Here is a 16,133-nt window from a genome sequence, read left to right on the forward strand (position 1 = left end):
AAGGAGGAAAACGATGACTTTCAACGCAGAACATTTAACACAAGCTTTTGAATTAATGGCTTTAGGGATGGGTGGAGTTTTCCTAGTATTAGGAATTCTATATGCCGTTTCTGCTTTATTATTAAAAGCATTCCCGCCAAAATAAGGAGACTGTTCCATGGAAAATTTCATTCTCAAACGCTTATGGCTCGACCGCGATAAGAAAGCTCGCCAAGATTGGGAATGGTTAATGGATCAAGCTAACCTTGGCAAGACGGAACAAGTTGATTACACAATTGCAATTTATCATCATTCTGGTGATATTGCAGCGACGGGTTCTTTAGACCGCAACATTTTAAAATGTTTAGTGGTTTGTAAAAAGTATCAATCAGAAAATCTGTTAACGCATCTCGTGATGGCACTCTTAGATGAAATAAGAGAACGTTCTTATACCAATAGTTTTGTCTACACAAAGCCAAAGAACATTGTCTTCTTTAAATCTCTGGGCTACCACGTAGTTGCTGAGACAGAAAACCTTGCCTTTTTAGAACAAGGCATCCCTTCCTTTAGTGATTACTTAAAATTACTAAAAGAACATTTCGTAGAAGGAAGTAGCAATAGTGCCATCGTCATGAATGCCAATCCTTTTACGCTGGGACATCAATACTTGGTAGAAACGGCTGCGAGTCAGTCGAGTCACCTCTACGTGTTCGTTGTTTCCGAGGACCGTTCGTTCTTTCATACGAACGACCGAATGGAAATGGTAAAACGTGGGGTGAGTCACCTGCCGAATGTAACGGTGCTCCCAACGAGAGACTACATGGTCTCAAGCGCTACTTTCCCATCCTACTTCTTGAAAGAGAAGGCGGATTTGGAAGTAGCAAAAGTTCAAGCAACATTGGATGCAACACTCTTCTTAGAAAACATTGTTCCAACGTTACAATTGACCAAACGTTTTGTTGGTCAAGAACCACTCTCCCCAGTCACCTCCGTTTATAATGACGCGCTAAGAGCTGCTTTTGGCAAGGACTTAGAATTAGTCATTATAGGTCGGCTTTCTGTCCGAGAGGAAGTGGTGAGTGCGACGCGGGTGCGCGCTGCCATTCAAGACAAAAACGTAGATGAGTTGAAACAGCTCGTTCCAGCAACTACGTATCATTATTTAGAAGAAAAACATTTCATTGGTTAAAATCCAAAAGAAAAGGTGGAAACAATAATGGAAATTAAAAAAAGTGCAGTAGTCGGCACTTTGGAATCAAGTGACATTATGATTACTTTAAATCCAAGTACCGCTGGTCGAATCGACATTCAATTAGAAAGTAGTGTCGAAAAACAATTCGGAAATCAAATCCGTCGTGTGATTGAAGAAACTTTAAAACAATTAGGCGTTACTTCAGCAGAAGTCATCGCAGTTGATAAAGGGGCTTTAGATTGCACAATCCAAGCTCGTACAGTGACAGTTGTTCACCGTGCAGCAGATGTGGAAAACTACGACTGGAAGGAGATCGACTCATGGAACGCTTAAGAAGAACAATGATGTTCGTACCTGGTTCAAACGCAGCAATGTTGCGTGACGCTCCACTTTACGGCGCAGACTCAATTATGTTTGACTTAGAAGATGCTGTTTCTTTAAAAGAGAAAGACTCAGCTCGTGTATTAGTACATTTCGCTTTAAAAACTTTTGACTACAGCAATGTAGAAACAGTTGTACGTATCAATGGTTTAGATACAACAGGTGCTTTAGATATTGAAGCAGTTGTACTTGCTGGTGTTAACGTGGTTCGTTTACCAAAAACAGAAACAGCTCAAGATATCGTAGACGTGGATGAAATCATCACTCGCGTTGAACGTGAAAACAACATCCCAGTAGGTCGCACTAAAATGATGGCTGCGATTGAATCTGCTGAAGGTGTGTTAAACGCTCGCGAAATCGCTAAAGCAAGTGACCGTTTAATCGGTATCGCTTTAGGTGCTGAAGACTACGTAACAAACATGAAAACTCGTCGTTACCCTGATGGACAAGAGTTATTCTTCGCTCGTAGCATGATTTTACATGCAGCTCGTGCTGCAGGAATCGCTGCAATCGATACTGTTTACTCTAACGTAGACAACATGGATGGATTCCGTGAAGAAGTAGAACGCATCAAACAATTAGGTTTCGATGGAAAATCTGTTATTAATCCTCGTCAAATTCCTGTGGTTAATAAAGTTTATGCACCAACAGAAAAAGAAATTCAAAACGCTAAAGAAGTTATTTGGGGAATTCGTGAAGCTGAAGCTAAAGGTTCAGGTGTTATCTCAGTTAACGGTAAAATGGTCGATAAACCAATCGTGGAACGTGCTGAGCGCGTAATCGCATTGGCGAAAGCGGCTGGATTGATTAGCGAGGAGGAAATTTAAGATGGTATTAAATAAAGCTGGACGTGAAATTCCACAAGAATATGCAGATCAATATGGGGTATACGAAGGTGAGTTAGCTCGCATTAAACCTTATGAAGCAGCTAGCCGTAAAATCAAACCTGTTGAGCCTCGTCAAGAAAAATTATTAGGTAGCATTCGTGAAGCTATTGAAAAAACTGGCTTAAAAGATGGCATGACAATCTCATTCCACCACCACTTCCGTGAAGGGGACTATGTGATTAACATGGTTATGGATGAAATTGCAAAAATGGGTATTAAAAACCTATCAATCGCGCCTTCTTCAATCGCGAACGTACATGAATCATTAATTGAACACATCAAAAACGGTGTCATTACAAACATCACTTCATCTGGTTTACGTGATAAATTAGGGGCAGCCATCTCTAGCGGTATCATGGAAAACCCAGTTGTGATTCGTTCACACGGTGGACGTGCTCGTGCAATCACTGCGGGAGACATCCACATCGACGTTGCCTTTCTTGGAGCTCCAAGTTCTGACGAGTACGGTAACATCAACGGTACAAAAGGGAAAGCAACTTGCGGTTCTTTAGGATACGCAATGATCGACGCTAAATACGCTGACCAAGTAGTTGCGATTACAGATAGTCTTGTACCTTATCCAAATACTCCAATCAGCATTCCACAAACAGACGTGGACTACGTGGTTGTAGTAGATGAAATCGGAGATCCTAAAGGGATTGCCAAAGGGGCAACTCGTTTCACGAAAAACCCTAAAGAATTATTAATCGCAGAATACGCTTCTAAAGTGATCACTGGTTCTCCATATTATAAAGAAGGATTCTCATTCCAAACGGGTACAGGTGGAGCTTCTCTTGCTGCAACTCGTTTCATCCGTGAAGCAATGATTAAAGACGGCATCAAAGCAAGCTTTGTACTTGGTGGTATTACAAACTCAATGTGCGAATTGTTAGAAGAAGGTTTAGTTGAGAAAGTCATCGACGTTCAAGATTTCGACCACCCATCAGCAATTTCACTTGCAAACAATGCAAACCACTATGAAATTGACGCAAGCATGTACGCAAACCCATTATCTAAAGGTTCAGTGATTAACCGTTTAGACGTTGCAATTCTTTCTGCTTTAGAAGTAGATACAGACTTCAACGTAAACGTAATGACAGGTTCTGACGGAGTTATCCGTGGAGCTTCAGGTGGTCACTGTGATACAGCCTTTGCTTCAAAAATGTCAATGGTAATCAGCCCATTAGTACGTGGACGCATCCCTACATTCGTAGAATCAGTAAATACTGTGATTACTCCTGGTACAAGTGTGGACGTGGTGGTTACTGAAATCGGTATTGCCATCAACCCTAACCGTCAAGACTTAATTGAACACTTCAAAGGGTTAGACGTACCTCAATACACAATCAAAGAATTACAAGAAAAAGCATATAGCATCGTTGGAAACCCAGAACCAATTCAATATGGTGACAAAGTGGTTGCGGTCATCGAATACCGTGATGGAAGCATCATCGACGTTGTTCGCAATGTTTAATTCTTTGTTTGACGGAGCACCGGTGGATATCATGCAAATGCTTGATGCCAGAGAAAGACGTGCTCATACCCAAGAACAATTACTAGAACAATTTAACCCGTGTGTACTCGTGTCCATCACACTCAATATTCCAGGTCCTGTTAAAAATTCAGAGGCGATTACAACCGTCTTCGCCTCTGTGATTTCTGAATTAGATGAGGCATTACTGCCTTTTGAGTGCCTTCACCAAGAAGACTTCTCGCTTCCAACAGGCATGGAATTTTACCGAGTTCTTCGCGCAGATGCACTTGATGTAAAGCGCGCTTGTACGAAGTTTGAAGAAGGACACCCACTCGGACGATTACTGGATATCGATGTCGTGGAAATGGCCGGAGAAACACCAACTCCAATTTCCAGGACAGCGCTTGGAATGCCTCCAAGATGTTGTTTTATCTGCAATGAGGAAGCAAAAGTGTGCGCCCGTTCTAGACGACACACGGTCCTAGAGATGCAAGAGCATATCGCTCGTATGATTGCAGAATATACATCGACCCAAAGACTTTAAGAAAGGAAGATATTATGAGCAAAATTATCCGTTTAACTGAAACGGTTTTGCGTGACGGACAACAAAGTCAAATCGCGACTCGTATGTCAACTGAAGATATGTTACCAATCTTGGAAACATTAGATCAAGCTGGCTTCCATGCGTTAGAAGTATGGGGAGGAGCAACTTTTGACTCTTGTATTCGTTTCTTGAATGAAGACCCATGGGAACGTCTACGTCAAATTCGTGCAGCAGTGAAAGATACAAAGTTGCAAATGTTATTACGTGGACAAAACCTATTAGGATACCGTAACTATGCTGATGATGTGGTTCGTTTATTCGTAGAAAAATCTGTACAAAACGGAATCGACATTATTCGTGTATTCGATGCTTTAAACGATGTTCGTAACATGAAGACATCCATCGAAGCAACAAAATTAGCAGGCGGACACTGCCAAACAGCAATCTCTTACACAACAAGTCCAGTTCACACTGTAGACTACTATGTTGATTTAGTAGGACGCATGGCAGAATTCGGTGCAGACTCAATCTGTATTAAAGACATGGCTGGGGTATTAACACCTCAAACAGGTTACGAATTAGTAAGCCGTATTAAAGAAAAAACTGATCTTCCTTTAGAAGTTCACACGCATGCTACAAGTGGTATTTCTGAAATGACTTACTTAAAAGTAGCTGAAGCAGGCGCAGATATTATCGACACTTGCTTATCATCATTCTCTGGTGGTACAAGTCAACCTGCAACTGAATCTATGGTCTTATCTTTAGAAGAATTAGGATTTAATACTGGCGTGGACATGAAGAAAGTGGAAGAAGCAACAGCTTACTTCAACGGCATTCGTGATAAATTCCGTGCAGAAGGTATCTTAAACCCTAAAGTAAAAGATACAGAACCAAAAACATTAATTTATCAAGTACCTGGTGGAATGTTATCTAACCTATTAAGCCAATTAACAGAACAAGGCTTAGCGGACAAATACGACGAAGTATTAGCTGAAGTGCCTAAAGTACGTGCGGACTTAGGTTACCCACCACTTGTAACGCCATTATCACAAATGCTTGGAACACAAGCGGTAATGAACGTGATTTCAGGCGAACGTTTCAAACTCGTTCCAAAAGAAATCAAAGACTATGTTTTAGGATTATATGGACAAGCTCCAGCAGAAATTAATCCTGAAGTGAAAGAAAAAATTATTGGAGATGCAGAAGTTGTGACGGTTCGTCCAGCTGACTTAATCGAAGATCAATTACCCGAAATTCGTGAAGAGATTAAAGAGTACGCTAAATCTGATGAAGATGTATTAATGTACGCACTCTTCCCACAACAAGCAAAAGACTTCTTAGGCCGTCGTGAAGATCCATTCTACGATGTACCATTACAAACAGTAGAAGTGACTCTAGACTTAAAATAGTTTTGCTAGAAAGCTGAAAAGCTAGGCCTCGTAGCCTGGCTTTTCAGCTTTTTGTGTGCTTTAAACTGTGCTATAATGAGGAGAAAGACAATGCAGAGGAAGTGAAGGAATGGGACGTTTTAAGGAAGATATGGCAACATATAAAAAGAATGATCCGGCTGCTAGAAGTAGCTTGGAAATCGTCTTGACGTACCCAGGATATCACGCAACGGTCTTACACCGCGTCGCGCATTGGTTCTATACAAAGGCAAAACTGAGACTGCTTGCTCGAATGGTCAGCGGCTTTAGTAGGTTCCTCACGGGAATTGAGATTCATCCAGGAGCTACGATTGGACGCAGATTTTTTATTGACCATGGCATGGGTATTGTGATTGGAGAAACATCCATTATCGGAGACGATGTCAAGATGTTCCACGCGGTAACCTTAGGCGGATCCGGGAAAGATACTGGGAAACGCCATCCGACCATCGAAAACGGTGTGCTTTTATCGGCGCATTCGCAAGTCATTGGACCTGTAACGGTTGGAGAATATGCCAAAATTGGAGCAGCGGCAGTTGTTCTAGACGATATTCCACCGCATACGACGGCGGTAGGACTACCAGCGCGAGTGGTTCGCGTCCATACACCAGAAGAGATTGAAAGAGATACGACTATCGGAGGAAACTTATGATTCAAATCTACAATACTTTAACTAGACAAAAAGAAGCATTTAAACCGATTAAAGAAGGCAAAGTGAGCATGTATGTGTGCGGCCCAACGGTTTATAACTATATTCATATCGGAAATGCACGTAGTACGGTTTCCTTTGATACAATCCGTCGTTACTTTGAATACCGCGGTTATGACGTGAATCTCGTTTCGAACTTTACGGATGTGGACGATAAAATCATTCGCGTGGCCAATGAAACAGGAATGACGGCTGAAGAAGTCTCAAAAAAATATATTGAGGCATTCTTTGAAGATACAAACGCTCTAAACGTAAAAAAGGCGACACTAAATCCAACAGTTATGAATACAATGGATGACATTATTGCCTTTGTAGCAGAGTTAGTCGATAAAGGCATGGCGTATGAATCAGAAGGCGACGTGTATTTCATCACGGAGAAGTTCGAAGGGTATGGAAAACTCAGCGACCAACGTATCGAAGACTTACAAATGGGAGCAAGTAATCGTACGGCCTCAGAAGATGATGCGAAGAAACGCAACCCGCTAGACTTTGCATTATGGAAGAGCGCAAAACCAAATGAAATTAGCTGGAACTCTCCATGGGGCAAGGGTCGTCCAGGATGGCATATTGAATGCTCAGTCATGGCGACAAAACACTTAGGAGATACCATCGATATTCATGGTGGTGGACAAGACTTAGCGTTCCCTCACCACGAAAACGAAATCGCGCAAAGTGAATCCAAAACAGGAAAGAAATTTGCGAACTACTGGATGCACAATGCGTTTGTAACGATGGGTGAAGAGAAAATGAGTAAATCGCTTGGAAACTTCGTGCTTGTTCATGACTTAATCCAACAGCTCGACCCGCAAGTGCTTCGTTTCTTCTTAGCAAGCGCGCACTACCGTCGTCCATTGAAATTTAGTGAAGCGGCTCTTCAAGAAGCTGCCGTAAACCTTGAAAAGGTACAAACGACCTTCAAAAATGCACGCTATCGCCTAGATACAGCCGTAGATGCATTGCCAGAAGACGCAGAACGCCTAGCGAAATTCGAAGCGATTGAAGCAGACTTCCAAAAAGAAATGGATGATGATTTCAATGCGGCAAACGGTATGACGGTGTTATATCAATGGTTGAAAGAATGGAATGTGTATTTAGAACAAGAAGTCGTTTCAAAAGCAGTACTCGAAGCACTCCTTGAAAAAGCAGCCGTTCTATTTGGAATCTTTGGAATCGTGGAAAAACAAGAAGCATTGCTCGATGATGATATTCAAGCCTTAATCGATGAACGTTTAGAAGCGCGTAAGGCGAAGAACTTTGCTCGCAGTGACGAAATTCGTGATTTACTAAAAGAACAAGGGATTGTATTAGAAGATACTCCACAAGGAACAAGATGGAGAAGAGAAGCATGACAGAAAAAAACTGGAAGCTGTTAAATGGATTGGCACTCGCCTATATGGGGGACGGGATTTATGAAGTGTATGTCAGAAATCACGTGATGCAAAAAGGGCTCACAAAGCCAAATCAATTACACGCGACCGCAACGAAATTTGTTTCAGCAAAAGCGCAAGCACGCTTGATGCAACAAATGCTAGAGCAAGAAAACTTCTTAACGGAAGAAGAATTAGAAATTTACAAACGAGGACGCAATAGTAAGAGTCATACAGTGGCTAAAAATGCAGACGTTGGGACGTATCGTATTGCGACTGGTTTTGAAGCATTAATGGGTTATTTATACTTATCTGGCCAACAAGCGAGATTGGAAGAACTCATCAACTGGTGCTTACAACAAGTGGAAGGTGAACAGTAACATGGCACGAAATGAATATGCACCAAAGAAAAAATCAAGAAACGGAAATCGTTCAGACCGTGGGCGTCCTGAGCGCGGCGAAAAGAAACAACGCCCTGCTCGTGAACACGTAGAACATGAGGGAGTACAAGAAGTGGTGGACTTTGTGTTTGGACGCCATGCAGTGGTAGAAGCCTTGCAAACGCCAGACCGCGTGAACCGCGTCTTTATCCAAGAAGGAACTTCTGGAAGAGATGCCGCAAAAGTCATTGACCTCGCGCGTGAAAAAGGCATTCAAGTTCAAACTGTTCCGAAGACAAAGATTGAAGATTTGGTTGGAAATGCGGTTCATCAAGGCCTTGTAGCTTCGATTGCAGCCTATGAATACGCCGACTTAGAAGATGTCTTCAAGAAAGCCAAAGAAAAAGGGGAGGATCCATTTATCGTTATTCTAGACGGTGTGGAAGATCCTCATAACTTAGGAAGTATTTTACGAACAGCTGATGCAACCGGGGTACACGGCATTATTATTCCAAAACGCCGTTCCGCTTCACTAACAGCGACCGTTGCCAAAGCATCCACCGGAGCCATCGAACACGTGCCAGTTGTCCGCGTAACGAATTTAACACAGACGATTGAACAATTGAAGGCTCGTGGCGTATGGGTGTTTGGAACCGACATGAATGGAACGGACTACCGCAAATGGAATACGAAAGGGCCTCTTGCCATTGTGATGGGGAACGAAGGAAAAGGCGTATCTCGAATTGTAAAAGAAAGCGTCGATGAGATGGTGACGATCCCGATGGTGGGACATGTCCAAAGTCTGAATGCGAGTGTGGCAAGTGCTTTAATGATGTATGAAGTCTTCCGTAATCGTTCGCTATAGAAACGGAGGGAGCAGGTTGAAAAAGCAACTCTACATTGTAGATGGTTACAATATGATTGGAGCGTGGCCGGAACTGGTCGCTTTAAAGAAGCAAGACGACTTAGAGAGCGCGCGGGATTTACTCATTCAACGCTGCTCGAATTTTCAGAAGTTTGAAAATATCGAAGTTTGGATTGTGTTCGATGCCCAATTTGTACCAGGGATCACTCAGTCGTTTGACCAAGCGCAAGTGAAAGTAATTTTCACCTCTGAAGGAGAAACCGCCGATAGCTATATTGAACGCACGGTTTCTGAAATGAACACGCGACTTGTCCAAGTATCTGTTGCAACCAGCGACTTGGCCGAGCAGTGGCTCATCTTTCAAAAAGGAGCGCTTCGAAAGTCTGCGAGAGATTTTTATAAGGAATTAGAGAGTAGTCGTGATAAACAGACGGAGCTCACGCGTCATTTTCATCAAAAAGGAAATGGCAGAAGAAATCCGTGGAGTGATGCTCAACTGTCCTTGTTAAATCACTTGCGATTCAGTTTAGGACCTAAGAAGAGAAAGGAATAGTTCGGATTTCAGAGGTTTATTCATACAATTTTCACAATTAGTCGTCTATGATTTCATATTAACAGTGTATAATCTGTGAAGAAACTTTATAATCAATAAGATTTACGTGAAAAAGGAGTGTAAATGATGCATGTTTTAATGATTGAAGATACAGAAGCAGTTTGCGAAATGATGGAAATGTTTTTTGAAAACGAAGGCTGGAAAGCAAGTTTTTATCATGATGGAAAAGAAGGCTTCGATGCTTTTATGGAAAATCAATCCAAATGGGGTATTGTGATTTTAGATGTAAACTTACCTAGCATGGATGGCATGCAAATTTGCCGTCAAATCCGTCAGGTAAATCAGGCTGTTCCAATTGTCATGCTGACGGCTCGTGATTCTGAAAGTGACCAAGTCATTGGTTTTGAAATCGGAGCGGACGACTATGTGGCGAAACCATTTAGCGCGGTAACGATTATGGCGCGTATTAAAGCACTTTTACGTCGTATACAAAGATCATCAGCTTCAGGTAGTGCGGCATTGTCAACGTTCGATGTAGAAACAGACCATGTCAAAATCAATACGAAGACTCATGAAGCGTTTATCGATGGTAAACAAATCGAGAACTTAACTCCAAAAGAGTTTGACTTATTAATGGTGATGGCGAAACATCAACGCCAAGTATTCACCCGTGAACATCTATTAACAAAAATCTGGGAAGATCCATTCTACGGCGATGAACGTACGGTAGATGCTCATATTAAGAAACTTCGCCAAAAGATTGAAGCTGTAGGACCACACGTGATTCATACAGTATGGGGCGTAGGGTATAAATTTGATGATAGCGAGTTGTAATCAATGAAGTACTTTTATCAGCAACTATTTGGGTTCCTTTCCGTTGTATTGGTAACCATTGTTGCTTGTGGAATTCTTTTCTATAATGTAATGAGCAATAATATTTACACGCAAAAATCGCAACAATTGCAGTCTTATGCTAAAGGGATTATTGCTACTAATATGAGTTATGCGGATATTCAAAGAATAGGAACGATTTTAAAAGAAGAAAATGTCACTGTGGCCATTTTTGATGAACAAAATCAGATGACTTTTCCGTCGAAAAATCCTGCTAGTGAAAATTCGTTATCAGAAGAGGAGTTAAATCACCTAAAAAATGGGTCTGCCATTAACTTAAAAGAAGTTCAAACAGATTTTACAGGGAATCCTGTAGAAAACTTATTGACGGTTTATTATCCGATTATTAAAGAAAAGCAATATAAAGGATATGTCGCTTTAGCGAGTCCTATCAGTCGTATCCAAACGGAGGTGAGAGAACTCAGAAACTCGATGTTTATCGCGTTTGGTGCGGCGGGAATTATCGGGATGTTGATGAGTTTTATTTTTGCGAACTATCAAAATAGACGCATTAATAAATTGCGTCAAGCCATCCAAAAGATTGCTGAAGGGGATTTTGATGTTCAGCTCAAAGTGGATAGCCAAGATGAGTTTGACGAATTGATGCTAGACTTTAACAACATGGCGCATTCCTTACGTGAAATGGAACAAGAAGTCGAGCGACAAGAAAATGTTCGCCGTCAATTTATGATGGATGTGGCTCATGAAATGAGAACCCCACTAACAACGATGAACGGCTTGTTAGATGGCTTGAAATATAATATGGTTCCTGAATCTAGAAAAGGACGTTCACTTGAACTTATTTCAAGCGAAACGCAACGATTGATTCGACTTGTCAATGAGAATCTGGACTATGAAAAAATCCGTTCAAACCAAATCGTGTTAGTCCAACATCGTTTTGCAGGACTTGGAGCAATTCGAGCCGTTGTGGAACAAATGCAAGCAATAACTAAAGTGAAAAATAATGAAATCACTTATGAATGTGATCCAGAGTTTAGTGTATATGCGGATTATGATCGGTTTGTACAAATTTTGGTGAACATTACGAAAAACGCGAACCAATTTACCGATAATGGAAAAATCGTGGTGAAAGCTTGGAACGATGGTAAAAAAGCCATTGTTGAAATTTCAGATACGGGAATTGGAATTGATAAGAGAGAAATTAATGAAATCTGGGAACGTTTCTACAAAGCAGACATCTCCAGAAAGAGTACGAAGTATGGAGAAAGCGGACTAGGGCTAGCGATTGTTAAATCACTAGTGGATAGTCACCATGGTAGAATCTCAGTACGAAGTGAAATCGGTCAAGGAACCACATTTAGAGTGGTATTTCCTGGAGAACCGGAATTATCATAGATTGAAAAACGAACAAGGAGGAAGACCATGTATTTATTAGGTCCATTCTATCGATGGATAGTAGAGATTTTCGCGGACCGAGTGAACCATCTTCCACTTGTTCGTTTGTTTATTTTTAGCTTAGACCACGCTATCGTCCTCTTTATAGGATGGTTGATCGTTTGGTCTATTTCTTTATTGTTTAGAAAAAGAAAACGAATTGTGTGGAAATGGGAACTCTATCGCAATTTATTTATCTTCTATTTAATCCTACTTTCGCAGGTGACGATTTTTAGAAACTTGGACGAATCCTTTACCGTGAAAATTGTCGCTCATCCGCTATCGGATATTATGTGGGTTCCTTTTGTGGATAGTATCAAACTCTTTATGCAAGGGTCGATATTTGCTGCGTATTATAATGTAGTGGGAAATATCGTCTGGTTTATGCCATTAGGATTCTTTTGCGGGATGTTGTATGGAAGTAAAAAAGGAGAATCACGCTCGTTGAAATACGGGTTTTTGACTTCGTTTTTCATCGAGTTTGCACAGTTTATTTTTTATACAGGGGTCAGCCATATTGATGACATTATTTGTAATGTCATAGGCAGTTGGCTGGGATTTCTCTTGTATCGGTTGATTAAGAAGCGGAGGAAAAAATAATGACGGGAAAGATTGTCGTAAAAAGTAAAACGGCATCCAGTATCAAAAAAGGAAGCCCACTGATTAGTCAGATGGACCTTGCGCAAGAACTTCACGCAGATGAAGGCGAAGTAGTAAAAGTTGTTGACCAACAACATCGATTCTTAGGAATGGCGTATGTCGGATTCCAAAATAAGGGAGTTGCGTGGGTCTATAGCCGCGAGGAAGACGAAGCGTTGGATGATGCGTTCTTTAACGGTATCTTCAAAACCGCCTTCGAGAATCGTCGTGGGCTTCTCCATTCTGACGATACAACGGCGTTTCGTCTCTTTAACGGCGAAGGCGATGGCTTTGGCGGAGTGACGATGGATTGGTATGATGGTTTTATCGTCGTATCATGGTATAGCGAAGGCGTGTATCATTTTCGTGACCTGATTTTAACGCAAGCTCTTGGGGCTTTTGAAGGTGTGAAGGGTATCTACGAAAAGATTCGTTTTAAAAACGAAGCGGATTTGCCAGAGAGTAGGTTTGTCGGTGGGGTAGAAGCGCCAGAACCACTGATGGTATTAGAAAATGGCGTTAAATACGCGACTTATATGAATGAAGGACTGATGACGGGTATCTTTTTGGACCAAAGAGAAGTCCGTGAGACCATCCGTCAGCGCTACAGTGCCGGACGAACCGTGTTAAATACATTTAGTTATACCGGTGCTTTTTCTGTAGCTGCAGCGATGGGAGGAGCGACTAAAACAACGAGTGTGGATGTTGCCAACCGTAGCTTGGAGAAAACAAAAGAACAATTTGCAGTAAACGGCATTGACCCTGAGACACAACAAATCTACGTCATGGACGTTTTTGATTATTTCAAATACGCATTGAAGAAACAGTTGACATTCGATACCGTTGTCGTTGACCCGCCAAGCTTTGCACGTACGAAGAAGCGTACTTTTTCTGTAGCGAAAGACTACGGGAAACTAGTAGCACAAATTACACCATTAGTCGCACCAAAAGGAACGCTCGTGTTATCCACAAACGCAGCGAATGTGAGTGAATCTCAATTCCAACAAATGATTGAACAGGGGATTCGTGAAGCAGACGGCAATCGCCGCTATCGCATCGTCTTGAAGAAAGGCTTACCAAGCGATTTTGCGGTTCCAGCAGCGACACCGCTGAGCGACTATCTCAAAGTTTTCTTTATTGAATTTAACAATTAGCACACCTGCCCGAAATTCACTTATAAGTAAATTTCGGGCAGTTTTCTCCCTCTCCTCTTATTCTCTACACAAACCCCGTCCTTATGCCGTTTCCACAGCACGGGAGGCAGTTAGAGGCACCGACATGTCATTTTCATCTTTTGGCACAAATCCCATTGCAACGCGATTTCTAGCAGTTCACTTTTTTGCAAAAAAATCTCATTTTCTTACAAGCCTGAAGAACGTTGCGGTTCTATAGCAACAGTAATGGGGGATAGCAACCAATGTGAATTACTGACTCTAGGGTATAACCCGTAGAGTCAGTTTGAAGCTTGGTAGGAATTGAGACGAAAGGCTCAATCCGGTGCCCCATTACAGTAGCTATGAAGCAACCGCAACAGTTCAAAAAGGCTTGTAAGAAAAAACGAAGTTTTTCTAAAAAAGAATATACTATAAAGATTGCATTGCAAATTAAGTTTTGATATAATATCAAAGTGCATAAAAATGCACATGTCGGAACACCGTGGGAGGAGAAATCTTCATCTCCATTAAACCACGCACGAAACAATCAAGGAGGTAATGTCTCGTGGCTAAAAAAGTTGTAAAACTAGTTAAATTACAAATTCCTGCAGGTAAAGCAACTCCAGCTCCACCAGTAGGTCCAGCTTTAGGTCAAGCACAAGTGAACATCATGGGATTCTGTAAAGAATTCAATGCTCGTACAGCTGACCAAGCAGGTTTAATCATTCCGGTTGTGATTTCAGTTTATGAAGACCGTTCATTCGACTTCATCTGTAAAACACCACCAGCAGCAGTATTATTAAAGAAAACTGCTAAAGTTGAAAAAGGTTCAGGCGAACCAAACAAGAAAAAAGTTGCTACTGTAACTCGTGATCAAGTTAGAGAAATTGCTGAATTAAAAGCACCTGACTTAAATGCAGCAGACGTAGAAGCTGCTATGCGCATGGTCGAAGGTACAGCCCGTTCAATGGGATTTGTAGTAGAAGGCTAAAAACAAATGCAGCTTCCAAAAGTCCCTAGCACGAGTGTTTCACTCATGGACTTTGTGGGAGGTAAAACCGTTAAAACCACACAATAGGAGGAAATTATACAATGGCAAAGAAAAGCAAAAAATATTTAGAAGCCGCTAAAAAAATCGATTCTTCTAAAGCTTACCCAGTTCAAGAAGCAATCGCATTAGCAAAAGAAACAGATTTCGCTAAATTTGATGCATCTGTAGAAGTTGCATACCGTTTAGGTTTAGATCCAAAGAAAGCTGACCAACAATTACGTGGAGCAGTTGTACTTCCAAACGGAACTGGTAAAACTCAACGCGTATTAGTATTCGCAAAAGGTGAAAAAGCTAAAGAAGCTGAAGCAGCTGGTGCAGACTACGTTGGTGACAGCGAATTAGCTCAAAAAATCGCAGGCGGATGGTTTGAGTTCGACGTTATCGTTGCAACACCTGACATGATGGGTGAAGTTGGTCGTTTAGGTCGTGTATTAGGACCTAAAGGCTTAATGCCAAACCCTAAAACAGGTACAGTTACAATGGACGTAACAAAAGCTGTTGAAGAAATCAAAGCTGGTAAAGTAACTTACCGTGTTGACAAAGCTGGTAACATCCACGTTCCAATCGGTAAAGTTTCATTCTCAGATGAAAAATTAGTAGAAAACTTCAAAACAATTCACGAAACATTATTACGTATCAAACCTGCTACAGTTAAAGGTCAATACGTACGTAACGTTGCTGTGACAACTACTTTTGGCCCTGGGGTTAAAGTAGATGTAGCTTCTCTATAATTTAATTTGATAGAACCAGGCCTTGTGCTTGGTTCTTTTTGGTTTAATTAAAACCCCTGGATTGTGTAGTGCACCCCAAAAGTTAGACAGAAAATCTAACTTTTGAGGTGCTTTTATTATGAAATTAACTTATGAAGATAAAGTTCAAATTTATGAACTTAGAAAACAAGGATTTAGCTTTCAACAACTCTCAGATATGTATGGTATAAATAAGGCAAGTCTTAAATACATGGTTCGATTGATTGATCGATATGGTTTGGAAATAGTAAAAAAAGGGAAAAATAATTATTACTCTCCAGCATTAAAACAGGAAATGATTGATAAAGTCTTAATCGATGGTTGGTCTCAAAAAAGAGTTTCTCTTGAATATGCTCTTCCAAATTATGGTATGCTTTCTAGCTGGCTTTCACAATACAAGAAAAATAAGTATACTATTGTTGAGAAAACAAGAGGGAAAGCACCTAAAATGGGACGTAAGCCAAAGAAAAAACCAGAAGAGATGACAGAACTAGAA

General features: G+C 41.2%; 19 protein-coding genes. All 19 read left to right on the plus strand.

All coding sequences use genetic code 11. From position 1 onward, the window contains the following. Positions 1-13 precede the first annotated feature (13 nt). The gene (locus Q0594_RS05120; protein ID WP_048709848.1) at positions 14-145 is read left to right on the plus strand and encodes an OadG-related small transporter subunit; all 132 of its coding nucleotides are present in this window, start codon (positions 14-16) and stop codon (positions 143-145) included. A 12-nt stretch (positions 146-157) separates the two neighbouring features. Continuing rightward, the gene (citC, locus tag Q0594_RS05125) at positions 158-1,168 is read left to right on the plus strand and encodes a [citrate (pro-3S)-lyase] ligase (protein ID WP_298730191.1); all 1,011 of its coding nucleotides are present in this window, start codon (positions 158-160) and stop codon (positions 1,166-1,168) included. 27 nt (positions 1,169-1,195) lie between these two features. Beyond that, entirely contained in the window at positions 1,196-1,504 is a 309-nt protein-coding gene (gene citD, locus Q0594_RS05130) for a citrate lyase acyl carrier protein (RefSeq protein ID WP_298730193.1), read from the plus strand. Then, positions 1,492-2,379: a citrate (pro-3S)-lyase subunit beta gene (gene citE, locus Q0594_RS05135; protein WP_048709859.1), complete on the plus strand. Its 888-nt coding sequence runs from the start codon at positions 1,492-1,494 to the stop codon at positions 2,377-2,379. The genes citD and citE overlap by 13 nt, the downstream gene beginning before the upstream one ends. 1 nt (position 2,380) lies before the next feature. Next, positions 2,381-3,913, plus strand: a complete 1,533-nt coding sequence (citF, locus tag Q0594_RS05140; protein ID WP_298730195.1) for a citrate lyase subunit alpha — start codon at positions 2,381-2,383, stop codon at positions 3,911-3,913. Further along, a complete protein-coding gene (citX, locus tag Q0594_RS05145) occupies positions 3,906-4,457 on the plus strand; it encodes a citrate lyase holo-[acyl-carrier protein] synthase (RefSeq protein ID WP_298730197.1) in 552 nt (183 codons plus the stop codon). Before citF ends, citX begins: the two co-directional genes overlap by 8 nt. 14 nt (positions 4,458-4,471) lie before the next feature. Next, positions 4,472-5,866, plus strand: a complete 1,395-nt coding sequence (locus tag Q0594_RS05150) for an oxaloacetate decarboxylase subunit alpha (RefSeq protein ID WP_298730199.1) — start codon at positions 4,472-4,474, stop codon at positions 5,864-5,866. Between the two features lie 109 nt (positions 5,867-5,975). Beyond that, a complete protein-coding gene (epsC, locus tag Q0594_RS05155; RefSeq protein WP_298730201.1) occupies positions 5,976-6,536 on the plus strand; it encodes a serine O-acetyltransferase EpsC in 561 nt (186 codons plus the stop codon). Next, a complete protein-coding gene (gene cysS / locus Q0594_RS05160) occupies positions 6,533-7,942 on the plus strand; it encodes a cysteine--tRNA ligase (protein ID WP_298730203.1) in 1,410 nt (469 codons plus the stop codon). The genes epsC and cysS overlap by 4 nt, the downstream gene beginning before the upstream one ends. Then, the gene (locus Q0594_RS05165) at positions 7,939-8,340 is read left to right on the plus strand and encodes a Mini-ribonuclease 3 (protein ID WP_298730205.1); all 402 of its coding nucleotides are present in this window, start codon (positions 7,939-7,941) and stop codon (positions 8,338-8,340) included. The genes cysS and Q0594_RS05165 overlap by 4 nt, the downstream gene beginning before the upstream one ends. A 1-nt stretch (position 8,341) precedes the next feature. Further along, positions 8,342-9,205 (plus strand): 23S rRNA (guanosine(2251)-2'-O)-methyltransferase RlmB, encoded by an 864-nt coding sequence (gene rlmB, locus Q0594_RS05170; RefSeq protein WP_298730207.1) that lies wholly within the window; start codon positions 8,342-8,344, stop codon positions 9,203-9,205. A gap of 16 nt (positions 9,206-9,221) precedes the next feature. Then, positions 9,222-9,758 (plus strand): NYN domain-containing protein, encoded by a 537-nt coding sequence (locus Q0594_RS05175; protein WP_298730208.1) that lies wholly within the window; start codon positions 9,222-9,224, stop codon positions 9,756-9,758. A 126-nt stretch (positions 9,759-9,884) separates the two neighbouring features. Beyond that, positions 9,885-10,592 carry a response regulator transcription factor gene (locus tag Q0594_RS05180; RefSeq protein WP_298730222.1) on the plus strand — a complete coding sequence of 236 codons (708 nt, stop codon included), beginning with the start codon at positions 9,885-9,887 and terminating at the stop codon, positions 10,590-10,592. A gap of 3 nt (positions 10,593-10,595) precedes the next feature. Next, positions 10,596-12,005: a HAMP domain-containing sensor histidine kinase gene (locus tag Q0594_RS05185; RefSeq protein ID WP_298730210.1), complete on the plus strand. Its 1,410-nt coding sequence runs from the start codon at positions 10,596-10,598 to the stop codon at positions 12,003-12,005. A 27-nt stretch (positions 12,006-12,032) separates the two neighbouring features. Continuing rightward, complete coding sequence (locus Q0594_RS05190) at positions 12,033-12,644, plus strand: VanZ family protein (protein WP_298730212.1); 612 nt, start codon at positions 12,033-12,035, stop codon at positions 12,642-12,644. Beyond that, positions 12,644-13,837 carry a class I SAM-dependent rRNA methyltransferase gene (locus Q0594_RS05195; RefSeq protein ID WP_298730213.1) on the plus strand — a complete coding sequence of 398 codons (1,194 nt, stop codon included), beginning with the start codon at positions 12,644-12,646 and terminating at the stop codon, positions 13,835-13,837. Before Q0594_RS05190 ends, Q0594_RS05195 begins: the two co-directional genes overlap by 1 nt. A gap of 565 nt (positions 13,838-14,402) precedes the next feature. After that, positions 14,403-14,828 carry a 50S ribosomal protein L11 gene (rplK, locus tag Q0594_RS05200; RefSeq protein WP_298730215.1) on the plus strand — a complete coding sequence of 142 codons (426 nt, stop codon included), beginning with the start codon at positions 14,403-14,405 and terminating at the stop codon, positions 14,826-14,828. A 101-nt stretch (positions 14,829-14,929) separates the two neighbouring features. Continuing rightward, positions 14,930-15,619 (plus strand): 50S ribosomal protein L1, encoded by a 690-nt coding sequence (rplA, locus tag Q0594_RS05205; RefSeq protein ID WP_070443849.1) that lies wholly within the window; start codon positions 14,930-14,932, stop codon positions 15,617-15,619. A gap of 118 nt (positions 15,620-15,737) precedes the next feature. Next, positions 15,738-16,133: transposase (locus Q0594_RS05210; protein WP_298730218.1), on the plus strand; the 396-nt coding region annotated here is incomplete at its 3' end.

It is taken from the genome of uncultured Granulicatella sp. (genome assembly GCF_938030755.1).
In the GTDB taxonomy this organism is placed as follows: Bacteria; Bacillota; Bacilli; order Lactobacillales; family Aerococcaceae; genus Granulicatella.